Annotated in this window: 11 protein-coding genes; 3 read left to right on the forward strand and 8 right to left on the reverse strand. The window is 37.4% G+C overall.

Annotated features, from left to right (window positions below; translation table 11 throughout):
• Positions 1 to 8 precede the first annotated feature (8 nt).
• From nagA to ACEN4I_RS08405, 5 genes are all read right to left on the reverse strand, one after another.
• Complete coding sequence (gene nagA, locus ACEN4I_RS08385) at positions 9 to 1,148, reverse strand: N-acetylglucosamine-6-phosphate deacetylase (RefSeq protein ID WP_407102714.1); 1,140 nt, start codon at positions 1,146 to 1,148, stop codon at positions 9 to 11.
• A gap of 191 nt (positions 1,149 to 1,339) precedes the next feature.
• Positions 1,340 to 2,170 carry an ammonia-dependent NAD(+) synthetase gene (gene nadE / locus ACEN4I_RS08390; protein WP_407095848.1) on the reverse strand — a complete coding sequence of 277 codons (831 nt, stop codon included), beginning with the start codon at positions 2,168 to 2,170 and terminating at the stop codon, positions 1,340 to 1,342.
• A gap of 114 nt (positions 2,171 to 2,284) precedes the next feature.
• Positions 2,285 to 3,751 (reverse strand): nicotinate phosphoribosyltransferase, encoded by a 1,467-nt coding sequence (locus tag ACEN4I_RS08395; protein ID WP_407102713.1) that lies wholly within the window; start codon positions 3,749 to 3,751, stop codon positions 2,285 to 2,287.
• A gap of 174 nt (positions 3,752 to 3,925) precedes the next feature.
• Positions 3,926 to 4,186: a DUF3006 domain-containing protein gene (locus ACEN4I_RS08400; RefSeq protein WP_407095846.1), complete on the reverse strand. Its 261-nt coding sequence runs from the start codon at positions 4,184 to 4,186 to the stop codon at positions 3,926 to 3,928.
• 2 nt (positions 4,187 to 4,188) lie between these two features.
• On the reverse strand, positions 4,189 to 5,403 hold the full coding sequence (locus ACEN4I_RS08405) for an MBL fold metallo-hydrolase (RefSeq protein ID WP_407095845.1): 1,215 nt from the start codon (positions 5,401 to 5,403) through the stop codon (positions 4,189 to 4,191).
• Positions 5,404 to 5,555: 152 nt separating this feature from the next.
• Here ACEN4I_RS08405 and ACEN4I_RS08410 point away from each other — a divergent pair, with 152 nt between their 5' ends.
• Entirely contained in the window at positions 5,556 to 6,398 is an 843-nt protein-coding gene (locus tag ACEN4I_RS08410; protein ID WP_407095939.1) for a class I SAM-dependent methyltransferase, read from the forward strand.
• A gap of 305 nt (positions 6,399 to 6,703) precedes the next feature.
• Here the strand turns inward: ACEN4I_RS08410 and ACEN4I_RS08415 are convergent, their stop codons facing one another.
• On the reverse strand, positions 6,704 to 7,444 hold the full coding sequence (locus tag ACEN4I_RS08415; protein WP_407095844.1) for an SDR family NAD(P)-dependent oxidoreductase: 741 nt from the start codon (positions 7,442 to 7,444) through the stop codon (positions 6,704 to 6,706).
• A gap of 599 nt (positions 7,445 to 8,043) precedes the next feature.
• Positions 8,044 to 8,760, reverse strand: coding sequence for a pseudouridine synthase (locus tag ACEN4I_RS08420; RefSeq protein WP_407095843.1), 717 nt, complete (start codon positions 8,758 to 8,760; stop codon positions 8,044 to 8,046).
• Between the two features lie 395 nt (positions 8,761 to 9,155).
• Between ACEN4I_RS08420 and ACEN4I_RS08425 the strand changes: the two genes are divergently transcribed.
• Positions 9,156 to 10,538 (forward strand): MATE family efflux transporter, encoded by a 1,383-nt coding sequence (locus ACEN4I_RS08425; protein ID WP_407102712.1) that lies wholly within the window; start codon positions 9,156 to 9,158, stop codon positions 10,536 to 10,538.
• A gap of 318 nt (positions 10,539 to 10,856) precedes the next feature.
• Positions 10,857 to 12,233, forward strand: coding sequence for a DUF1576 domain-containing protein (locus ACEN4I_RS08430; protein ID WP_407102711.1), 1,377 nt, complete (start codon positions 10,857 to 10,859; stop codon positions 12,231 to 12,233).
• Between the two features lie 48 nt (positions 12,234 to 12,281).
• Here the strand turns inward: ACEN4I_RS08430 and ACEN4I_RS08435 are convergent, their stop codons facing one another.
• Positions 12,282 to 12,701, reverse strand: a complete 420-nt coding sequence (locus tag ACEN4I_RS08435) for an Hsp20/alpha crystallin family protein (protein ID WP_407095840.1) — start codon at positions 12,699 to 12,701, stop codon at positions 12,282 to 12,284.
• Between the last annotated feature and the right edge of the window lie 355 nt (positions 12,702 to 13,056).

Raw genomic sequence — 13,056 nt, forward strand, 5'->3', positions numbered from 1 at the left:
CGCTCCTTTTATTCTTTATACACGATTTCCCCATAACTGACTGTTTGCAAGACATTGAAATCTTGACTCAACACTACCATATCTGCATCTTTACCCGCAGATAGTATACCTTTTTGTGTCAACCCAAATTCTCTTGCTTGATTGACTGAACTCATTTTTACAGCATCTTCCACACTGCAGCCTGTGAATTCCATAATATTTTTGAATGCATCTTGGAACTCCAAAACACTGCCAGCTAGATTACCAGATTCTAAACGAGCTTGTTTATCTTTTACAATAACTTTTTGCCCGCCCAGCTCACTTTCACCATCCGGCATACCTTTGGCCCTCATGGCGTCTGTGATAATCTCTACGCGATCTGGACCTTTCATCATGTAAGCCATCTTCACCATTTCAGGATGGATGTGGAACCCGTCTGCAATCACTTCTACATACGTATCTTCGTCTAAGAAAGCATGACCTGTTACACCTGGTTCACGATGGTGCAACCCTCGTTGTGCGTTATACAAATGCGTGATATGTCTAGCTTTAGATTGTTTCATTTCTTCTCTAGTCGCGTTTGTGTGACCAGCTGATAAAACAATATCATTCTCTTGGCATATTTTTTCAAATTCACTAGCATCACTAGTTTCTGGAGCATACGTTACAAGACGAACACGCCCTCCACTAATCTCATCCCACTTTTTCATTGTTTCAGCATCAGGAATTCTAATATATTCTTCAGGTTGAGCTCCTTTGAATACAGCGGAAATAAATGGCCCTTCTACATGAATCCCTTGAATCACCGGATTTGTTTCTGCTGCTTCAGCAATCCCTTTTAAAGCAGCTTCAATATTTTCATAAGATTGAGTCATAGTTGTTGGAAAATAAGAAGTGATTCCTTCTTGATACATTTGTTGAATCATCTGATTGATTTTTTCAGGATCCGCATCCATATTATCACTGCCGTATCCTCCGTGACTATGCACATCAATAAATCCAGGTACGATTATTTCCCCGGAAATATCGATTAATTCCTCTTCAGCTTCTTGAGTGAAATCTTCCATTCTACCAACCGCCAAGATTTCTTTGTTGAAACGGACGAAACCGTTATCAATTTTAGTTTCTCCTGTATAAACATTTCCATTGACGAATACTTTATTTGTCATATTATTGTCTCCTTCATTTAAAATACCTCTCTATTATAAATGGTATAGACCGAAAATGCAACGGATGAACTTTTTTTCTTTCACTAACAAAAAAGATTAAGAAAACTAGGCATTTAGCTAGCTTCTTAACCTTCTGTTACTTTTGATTTCGCTTATAATTATCGTCTCACACTATTCTCGACATCGTACGTTTATTCTTTCCAGAATGTATCAAAGACATCTATGGGCATATTGCGTTTGTGGCGTGTTCTATTGAACCAGCCTTCAATAGCAGCGGCTTCCCGTTCAGATACTTCTTTACCTTCTAGGTAGTCATCAATAGCTTCGTAACTCACTCCTAAAGCTACTTCATCCGGAAGGGATGGACGGTCGTCTTCTAAATCTGCTGTAGGTATTTTAGTATACAAGTGTTCAGGACAACCTAATGCAACAAGTAACGCTTTCCCTTGACGTTTGTTTAATCCAAACAGCGGGTTGATGTCTGTTCCGCCATCACCGTATTTGGTGTAAAAACCTGTGACTGATTCAGCTGATTGATCGGTTCCTACAACTACTCCATTGTAAGTTCCAGCAATCGCGTATTGAGCAATCATTCTTTGACGAGCTTTGATGTTCCCAATTGTAAAGTCGCTCAATTCAATCGTTTCATCTTTTAAAGCCTCGACTACAGCATCTGTTGCTGGTTTGATATTTACGCGAACCGTTTTATCGGCTTGCATAAATTCAATGGCATCCATGGCATCATGTTCATCTGCTTGCGTTCCATAAGGTAATCGAACAGCTATGAATTGATACAGAGCGTCCCCTGTCTCTTCTCTTATTTCATTAATCGCCAATTGACTTATTTTCCCAGCCAACGTAGAGTCCTGTCCGCCACTGATTCCTAGTACAAGCGTTTTGATAAAAGGATATTTTGTTAAATAGGCTTTTAAAAAATCTACTCGTTGTCGAACTTCTACTTTAGGATCAATGGAAGGCTTTACTTTCATTTCTGCTAGTATTTCATCTCTGATTTCTGACATAACTTGCACCCTTTCTCATCACAACTAATTTATTGAAGCTTTACAACTACTCGGCAAATAATATTTATTATAACCATTATAAATTACCACTGTTTCGCGAGAAGAAAGAAATAATCAGCTTTCCAGCTCTTTCATTCTCCGTCTCGTTTCTCTGATGATCGCTAATTTATTATCGTAAGCTTTTTGAGATAAATCAACGGGATAAGATTCAGGATTCAATATTCGTTTATACTCATCCCACAATGCCGTCAGACTTTCTTCTGCGTGCGATTTGATTTTATCCAATTTAGGTAACTCATACACCAATTCACCGTCCACAAAAATATCTTTCAACAATGGAACGGCAGTGAAATCTTTAACAGTTTTATTGATATACGTATGGATCGGATGGAACATGAACAGCTCCTTTTCCAGATCGGGGCGTTCTCCCCAAAGAGCTACATAGTCACCTTCAGATTTTCCTTTTTCATTACTGGTGATTCGCCACACTTGTTTTTTACCTGGAGTAGACATTTTAGCAGCATTGCTGGTTAATTTGATTGTATTTCTCATATTGCCGTTTTTATCTTCTATCGCCACTAATTTATAAACCGCTCCTAATGCAGGTTGATCAAACGCGGTAATTAAACGTGTTCCAACTCCCCATACATCGATTTTAGCACCTTGCATTTTTAAGTTTAAAATCGTTTTTGAATCTAAGTTATTTGAAGCATAGATTTTAGCATCAGGATATCCTGCTTCATCCAGTTGCGTCCGTACTTGCTTAGATATATAAGCCATATCTCCACTATCTAATCGAACACCTAAAAAATTGATATTATCTCCCATTTCATTCGCAACACGAATCGCGTTAGGCACACCAGTTTTTAATGTATCAAATGTATCTACTAAAAATACACAATCTCTATGTGTTTTGGCATATGCCATAAATGCTTCATATTCACTATCGTAAGCTTGCACCATCGCATGAGCGTGTGTTCCGCTGGCTGGAATACCAAATAATTTTGAAGCACGAACATTACTTGTAGCATCTGCTCCGCCAATAAAAGCTGCTCGTGTTCCCCAAATTGCTGCATCCATTTCTTGAGCTCTTCGAGTCCCGAATTCCAATAAGGGATCATCTTCAACTACGGTCTTCATTTCAGAGGCTTTTGTCGCAATCAAGGTTTGAAAATTGACTACATTCAAAATAGTTGTCTCCAATAATTGGCATTCAGCCAGAGGCCCTTCTATTTGCAAGATGGGTTCATTAGCAAAAACTAAGTCTCCTTCTATGACTGAACGAATCGTTCCAGTAAATTTAAAGTTTTTTAAATAGTCTAAAAATGCTTCTGGGTAATCTTGAGTCTCTCTTAAATAGTCGAGATCAGATGCTGTAAACGTTAAATTTTCTACATAGTTTACTACTCGTTCCAACCCCGCAAAAACGGTATAACCAATACCAAATGGATTTTCACGGAAATATACTTCAAATACAGCATTCTTATCTGCATCCCCTAACTCCCAATACGATTTCATCATATTAAGTTGGTACATGTCTGTATGCAATGCCAAACTATCATCTGGATACGTTTTATTCACACTAATTGCCCCCAAAAAATTACTTTTTCTTTGCTTTTAATGATACCACAAAAACAAAATGCAACCTATGTTTAATCACTAAGAATTGTAATGAAGAAATAGAATAAACAGGCTCCATACAAAATCGAATGGACTACCCGATCTTTTATGGAGCCTGTTGAATTCATCTCGTTTTTAGTTGCGTTTGAATTTGCTGTCTGTACTTTTGGAACGTATAGATTGCATCAAATCATTGATCTTCTGGCTCTTTTCTTCTGTAAGCTGTTGATCAACGGATATACTGCTTATCTCATCTCCACTGATGTCTAAGGTAAACCAAGTACCTTTTTTACTTCCCGCTGGCAAGCGATCCACCTCTACAATCCATTCTTTATTTAACTGCTCAACCAATAAGACAGCTTTATCTTCTTCAAATCGATCTAGTATACCTTTCACACTTATTCCCCTCCTACATAAACTTTGCCTTCAGTTAAAATATCGTCTAACCTGGCAGCTCCAATGCCATTTACTTCGCTCAGCTCTTCAACTCGCTCGAAAGGACGCAAGGCGATAATCTCTTCTGCCCGTTCTGGACCGATATGAACGATCTCAAGCAACTCTTCATAAGATGCTGTGTTGATGTTTATCATTTCTGAAGATGGGGCAAGTTTGCTTTCTTCAGCCGATTCCTCAGGGACTTCAGAAATTGTAGCACTATTTTTTGAAGAATCCTTCTTTTCTTTCTTGCCGGTCTTCACAACCCCTTTGCCAGTTGTTCGAATAGTGTACTCTGCACCATTGGTAGTGACAATGATCGTGCCATAGGCATCCGTTCCATAAAGCTCTATCCCTTTATCTTTAATCATAGACACTACTTCTTGATGAGGATGCCCGTATGAATTATCTACACCAGCACTGTAGACTGCGACTTCTGGACTAACTGCTTCAACGAAAGAAGGATCACTGGAAGTATCAGATCCGTGGTGCCCTAACGAAAGAATTTCCGCATCTACATTCATCCCAGAATTGACCATTTCGATTTCTTGCGCTTTTCCAGCATCCGCTGTAAACATGAAATCAATCTCTCCATATGAAACCATCATTGAAATAGAATCTGCGTTTGTATTGCCGGTCAATTCAGCAGGATAAAGAATCTCCATATCCAATGGACCAACATCAAATTGGTCTCCTGCTCGAGGTTCATAATACCCTACTTCATGTTCTTGAATTGCTTCGAGTGATCGTGCAAATACATCTGAAGTGGTAGTATTTCCAGACATCCAAATTTCTCCTACTTCAAATTGTTCAATCACTTTATCTAATTGACCAATATGATCTGCATCTGGATGACTGACGATGACTAAATCTAGTTCTTCTATCCCTTCATTAGACAAGTAATCGACCACATCTGTTCTGTTCCAATCACCTGTATCATAGAGAATCGTATATTCTTCACTCTCATCTGCAAATTCAAACAACGTTGCATCGGCTTGTCCAGCATTTATGTAATGAACTTTCAACTCTTCTAAGCCGCTTTTTTCAATCGTTTCTACATGAGAAGCAGTAGGATTAGAGGCTTCATTTGCTGAACTTTCTGTTCCACAGGCACTTAGCAGGCTCAAAGCAGCCACAAGTCCTAATTTTTTTCTTAATTTGATCAAACTTTTCTTCATCTTTCACATACCTTTCTTCTATTCTATAGAATACCATAAAATCAAGAAACTGCCTTTCATTTTGCTGCACTTTACGGATTAAAACTAAGGTATACTAAGTAAGTCAAACGGCATATCATTGAAAGAAATAGAAAGAGGGATAAGAATTGGGAATGAACAACTTAAAAGAAATGGCTAAAAGCATTTCACCAACAGGTACTTTATCTGAAATTCAAACTGTCCAAACGCAACATCGCATTCATTTAGCAGAGTATTGGGGAATTCATGCTGGAGAAAGTGTTTTAGAAATTGGTTGTGGTCAAGGGGATATGACTGCTGTACTAGCTTATTTTGCAGGAGATAAAGGAAAAGTTCACGCTATCGATATCGCTGGTCCTGATTATGGCGCTCCAGAAACGTTGGGTCAAGCGATGGCTAAACTGCAGCAATCTTCTGTGGGCAAGCAAATTACAGTTGATTTCAACACAGATATTTTATCTGCTGAAATAGATTTTCCAGAAAATACTTTTGATACCATAGTGTTTTCTCATTCAAGCTGGTACTTAACATCTCAAGAGATATTGCTAGAAATGTTTACCAAACTTCATAAATGGGGAAAACGATTAGTTTTTGCGGAATGGGATACTCATATCACTGACAACCATCAAATGCCACATTTTTTAGCTGCTCTGCTGCAAGCACAATACGAAAGTTTCCGTGAAACTACTGAAGCCAACATCCGTACATTAATTACCCTTGAAGACAGCAAAAATTTAGTTAAACAGGCTGGGTGGAATGTAGTAGACGAAACCGTTATTCCTTCGAAAGATTTGCAAGACGGTTCTTGGGAAGTAGATATGACCTTGTCCAATGCACCTGAAGCTATAGCTTCTATTTCAACTATGCCGGATAAATTTAAAATATTGTTGTCTTCGCAGCTTAATTCATTAACTAGTTATCATAATCAAAAAAACATCCAATCTATGGATACATTCTCGTTTATTGCCACAAAGTAAATCTAACTAAAATAACTAAAGGAGCCGGAATATTTTCCGGCTCCTTTAGGTTTGTGCTTTCTAGACGCGTTGCGCAAGGCAGCTCACACGCCTATAAGCTAATCACTAACTGTTAGGAAAAACCACCTAACTGTTAGTGATTTTCTTATATTCGGTGAGCTAAGCGCCTTACTCCACGCTCTATTTTAGACGCGTTGCGCAAAACAGACTTCCTGTAGTTTCATTTTCTCTTTTTGGTGGGAAAGATCGCCCAACTAAAAGAGAAAAGTGAACCTCACGGAAGTCTAAACGTTTTGCTCCATGCTCTATCTTCCTATTGTCCATCCTCCGTCTATTTTGATGGAGGTGCCTTGAATGTAATCTGACTCGTCAGAGGCTAGAAAGACTGCTAATGCAGCTACTTCTTCTGGCCTTCCTGCTCGTTGTGCTGGGATATCTTTTAAGCGATCGTCTTCAATGCCTTCTGTCATGGGCGTTTCAATAAATCCTGGAGCAATTAAATTCGCTTTAATGCCTTTTTTACCAAAATCATAGGCCAACTGTTTCGTAAAACCTTCGATAGCATGTTTAGACGTTACATAAGCTGAACCTCCTGGGCCGGCTACAAAAGTGGCTTGAGAACCAACATTGATAATTGTTCCTTTCCCTTTTTCCAACAAAATAGGCAAAATCTCTTTGGTCATCAAAAAAGGACCTTTTACGTTAATGTCCATCAATTTATCGTAACTTTCTTCATCTGTATCCAATACCGTATCATACGAATCATGAATTCCGGCGCTATTCACTAAAACATCAATCGTTCCAAATGCATCTAACGTCTTTTCAACACTTTGTTTGATGTCTTCTTTTTCAGTAATGTCTAATGTGACAAATAGACCTTGTCCGCCTTTTTCTTCCATTTCTTTTACAATACGCGTTCCATCTTCCTCATCTCTACCTGCTACAATTACTTTTGCACCCTGTTCCGCAAATGCTTTAGCTGTAAATTCCCCTATTCCAGATGTTCCGCCAGTAACAAAAGCTACTTTTCCTGTTAATTTTCCCATATCTTAAAACTCCCTTCCTATTGCTCTTCTACTTTTAAGAATAGTGAGAATCAACTTTCAAATCAAAGATAACGTTCTGTATTGTCTAATTTTAATAAAAGCACAGCCCTTTCTTAATGTCCAAAAAGAAACGATTTTTCTTCGAGTGAGATTTAATACACTATCCAATCAATGATCTGAATAATTCATAGTTTTATGAGTTGATACTCAAAACTCGTGTTTATTCATCCATTTGGTGCGTAGAGTACCTAGAAGTAAACCATAATGATGGAGAATAGTGTTTGAACATCAAGGAGAAAACTGCCTTGATGAAAAACAGTGTTGGAACATCAAGGAGAAAACTGCCTTGATGAAGAATGGTGTTGGAACATCAAAGGGAAAGTTACCTTGATGAAGAACGGTGTTGGAACATCAAGGAGAAAGTTACCTTGATGAAAAATGGTGTTGGAACATCAAAGAGAAAGTTGCCTTGATGAAAAATGGTGTTGGAACATCAAAGAGAAAGTTACCTTGATGAAAAATGGTGTTGGAACATCAAGGAGAAAACTGCCTTGATGAGTAACGATTATTCCAGGTCGGTTCTTTTTAGAGATTAAAAGTTAAAAATAAGGGATTAATTGATTTAATTCTTCGATTGAAAGAGGGCGATAGGCTCCTGCCGGAAGTTTTTCATCGAGTTCAATTGGTCCCATTGACAACCGTTTTAAAGAAGTCACTTTTTTCCCGCAAGCTAGAAACATTTTCTTCACTTGATGAAACTTACCTTCGTTAATTTCTACAAGTACCTTGCTTTCTGTTTCACTCGCTTCTAAAATGGTCAGCTTCGCTGGTTCGCACTGGATTCCCCCATGAAATACGATTCCTTTGGCAAATGCTTCTTGATCTGCACTAGTCACTCGTTCGTTGACGATTACTTCATATTTTTTTGCAACATGTTTGTGAGGCAGTAACAATTGATAGCCTAAGTTTCCATTATTGGTGATCAACAATAAACCTTCTGTGTCTTTATCCAATCTTCCCACAGGATACAACCCCGGTAAGCGATCATATTCTTTGATTAAATCGATGACTGTTTTATTCTCTTCGTCTGCTACTGCACTAACTACTCCACCAGGCTTATTCATCATATAATAGGCATGCGGCTGATAGTCAACTTTTTTCCCTGATACGACTATTTTTTGGATTTGCGGATCAACATTGGTGTTGTCTTCCATCACAACTTCACCATTAACGACCACTTGTTTACTTTTAATTAAGCGTTTAACTGTTCTTCGCGAGCCAAATCCAACTTCACCCAATAACTTATCCAGTCTCATACTTCTCTTCCTTTGTTTTAAAATTTTGCTTATTCTATTGAAAAATAAATTCCTTTATTTGTTTATTTAACAGTACGGCATGTTGCGTGTATGTACAATTAAAAATAAAAAAAATCTGTACTCTTTATTTTTTCGTTCTGATTTTATATTTTATGAAAATGAACACTTTGTGAAGTTGGAAAACTATATGTATCAACAGCTGATTGCCGTTAAACCAATGAAAACGAAATGGTTTTTCTGCCTTTTTTTTGTTGACAAAACTGTCACAATAAAAAATGAAAATAAGGGTTGTATTTTCTGAAAATGAATCTATACTTGCAAAAGTATTCAAAAAAACAAACGCACTTATTCATGACAGATTTGTCAGACAAAAAAATTCAGGAGGCATTTTTATAATGGGACAAAACATGACTAAAGGAAATCCAATCAAATTGATTATCCTATTCACTCTACCAATGTTATTAGGAAATATTTTCCAACAATTTTACAGCATGGCTGATACATTCATTATCAGCAGAACGATTGGTGTAAATGCATTTGCAGCCGTTGGTTCTACAGGAAGTATCAGCAATCTGATTATCGGGCTGGCAACGGGTTTAACTGTAGGTCTTTCAGTGATTACTGCTCAACGTTTTGGAAAAGAAGATATTAAAGGGATTCGTAAAAACTTAGCAGCCAGTGTGATCATCAGTGCTGTAACTGCTGTTGTTTTAACTATTTTAGCTACTTTATTTACTAGACAAATTTTAGATTTCATGAACACCCCGGCTGCTTTAATGGAAGACGCTTATACTTATCTAATCGTTATTTTTGCTGGAATTAGTGCTACTGTATTTTTTAATTTGTTATCAAATGTTTTACGCGCTATCGGAGACAGCCGTACACCTTTGTTATTTTTAGCTATCGCTTCTGTATTAAATATCGTGTTGGACTATGTCTTTATTTTAGGCTTTGGCACTGGCGTAGAAGGCGCTGGATATGCAACTGTCATTTCTCAAGTTGTTTCTAGTATTCTTTGTTTAGTTTATATTTGGAAAAGAGTTCCTGTCTTACGGATTCGTAAAACGGACTGGAAAGTAAGCAAAGAAGAAATCACAACTCACTTAAACATCGGCTTGCCTATGGGATTCCAAGCTTCTATTATTTCAATCGGGGCTATTGCCATTCAAATTACATTGAACAGTTTAGGCGCTACTGCTGTTGCCTCCACTACAGCAGCTGAAAAAATCAACGGTATCGCGACCATGCCGTTAGTATCTTTTGGAACAACAATGGCAACCTATACAGCTCAAAACTTCGGTGCCGGTAAACACGACCGTATTTGGGATGGCGTTCAGAAAATCACTCGTATCGTTGTTGTATACAGCTTTGTAGCTGCAACTTTACTGATTGTATTCGGCAGCCGTATGGCAAAAATGTACATTGGCGAAACAGATCCCGAAATTTTAGGAATGGTACAAACTTATTTCGTTACAAATTCGACTTTCTATTTTGTGTTAGCTTTATTATTTATCTATAGAAATACACTTCAAGGTTTAGGTAAAAGTACTGCACCAACTGTAGCAGGCGTAATGGAATTACTTTCTCGTGTTATTGTAGCACTAGCTCTCGTAACACCACTAGGCTACCTTGGCGTAACTATTGCTAATCCTTTGGCTTGGATAGGTGCATTGATTCCACTAGTCATTTCTTACTACTCATTCAAACGCACTACGATTGCCGGAGAAAAGAAAGCACACACAACAAAACTGTTACAAAATGTAGAACAAGGCATTTAAAAGAAAATCGTTGTAGTCGTTTAGAATCAGACCACTTTGCCTTTTAATTGATAACTAACGGAGCAATCTAACCAAAGATTGCTCTTTTTTTATTTTGTTCAATTTTTTAAAAAGGAAAACGATTCCTTTTATTGTCTGTTTTCATTGGTGTTTCAATAAAACCGGCACTTTTTCTCGGTATTTTTTTATTGCTGTTGAAAACGAATCATGTTATTATTTTAAAAAAGCAAGTGCCTACTTTACTAGGCCACTTGGATGATAAACAAAGAAAAATTCCATTCTATCTAGAAAATCCTCTATGAAAGTGTGTTGAACTAGATGAAAAATATTCTTTATCCTAAACAAAATCAAGAACAGACTTTGGTAACTGAACGTCAAAAATATCTCTTTATCTTCATTTTTGCTGCTTCCTTATTTAGTTTTGCTTTTTTGTTAAACACACCAAGTGAAATTTGGAATGGCAGTATAAAAATTTTATTTTCTCCCGCTAACTTAATAACGGATTATTTTGCATTGGCTAATCCAGGAGCTGCGTTAGTGAATGCTTCACTAATGACTTTGAAAAGCCTGTTGATTATTCGAAAAAATAAAGTAACCCTCTCCGGTCCGTTACTTGCCGCTGTTTTTACAGTCGTAGGATTCTCCTTATTCGGAAAAAACTTGTATAATTCTATCCCCATCATTTTAGGCGTACTGCTTTATGCAAAAGCTACTCGTACTCCATTTAAAAATTATTTATTATCTGCTTTATTCGGGACAGCACTGGCCCCTTTAGTAAGTGAGGTTTCTTTTAATGTTGGCTTGCCTCTTCCATTAGGTATCTTATTAGGGTCTCTCTCAGGGATAATTGTCGGCTTCGTGCTTCCTCCGTTGTCTCGTCATTTTGCCAGCTTCCATAAAGGGTTCAGCCTATACAACATCGGATTTACCGCCGGAATTATTGGTATGGCCTTTATCGCTATGTTGAGAGCTTATGGTTTTGAAGTCGATGTAGTGAATCTGCTTTCCAGCGGAAATAATGTAGCTTTTTCTATTTTTATGTACACTCTATTTTCCTTTATGTTTGCTGTCGGACTGTATTTTAACGGTGGGAATTTTCATGGATACAATGACTTCTTAGATGAGGATGGCATTGGTGGGGGAGATTTTTTAGAAAAGCATGGTTTTGGATTGACTCTTATCAATATGTCTTTACTAGGGCTGATTACTACTACTCTTTCTCTTCTGGTTGGAGGAGAATTGAATGGACCTGTACTTGGTGGTATTTTTACCGTTGTCGGATTTGGAGCTTTTGGAAAACACATCAAAAATGTCTTGCCTATTTTAGTTGGGATTGTTGTGATCAGTTTATTTACTTCTGTTGAACTATCTTCTACTACTTTTCTATTGACCGCTCTTTTTGGAACTACATTGGCTCCTATAAGTGGGCACTATGGGGCTGTTGCAGGTTTTATAGCAGGTGGTCTGCACATGGCCATGGCTGCAAACATCACTTATTTGCATGCTGGTATGAACTTGTACAACAATGGTTTCTCTGGTGGATTTATCGCAGCCATTTTAGTTCCCTTATTGGAAGTTTTACACTTCCACAAAAAGGAACGCAAAAACAAAGAAATCGTCAAACCACTTGTGGATACAGATGTCGTCGAAGATTTGGACGAAGCAGAAGAACCTTCTGTTTACCAAGATAAATAAAAACAGCAGAAAGGACTGCCAATTAATGACAGTCCTTTTCTTCTGTTTTTATTGTATTTCAATTCTATTTTTGGGTGAGTCCATAACTTCTTTTTTAGGCAAATGAACAGTCAGTACGCCGTTATCAAATTTAGCCGTAATTGCATTTTCTTCAACGTCTTTTAAAATAAACTGACGACTGTAAGAACGAACCGAACGTTCTCTATGAATGTAGTTCCCTTTCTCATCCGTCTCGTCTTTGCCTTCTTCTTGGTGAGCATTAATGGACAATACATTATTGTGGTAATCTAATTGGATGTCTTCTTTTGCCAATCCTGGCATATCCGCTTCTAAGATATATCCTGTATCAGATTCTTTAATATCTACATCAAAGTTGGCTGTATTAGAAAACAGGTGATCAAAAGAATCTCCGAAAAAGTTTCTGTCTACATTCATGAAATCACGTCTAAATGGAAATAAACTATTCATAAAGCATCCTTCTTTCTTTTATTGTACTGATTCTTGCAGCAAGTCTCTTTCTTGCTACAACAATATTATAACCTTTTTTAGCACTTCGGTCAACAGAGTGCTATTTTTTTTATAAGCAGTATCGTTCGAACGTGATAATGTCCTAAGTAGGTCGAAACATAAAATGTCCCAAAATGATAAAATAAAATCATGAAAAGGATACTACTAACGATGAATGAAGATAAGAAATCACTAGTGTTGCATGAAACATAATATGTTTCACAATGTTATGTATCCTATTCCAATATGCAAAAAAGTCCTTTATACTGAACTTGGATGACTTATCCAAGACCAATAAAAAGGACCCAACTTATGG

This window comes from Desemzia sp. FAM 23990 (assembly GCF_045528485.1).
In the GTDB taxonomy this organism is placed as follows: Bacteria; Bacillota; Bacilli; order Lactobacillales; family Carnobacteriaceae; genus Desemzia.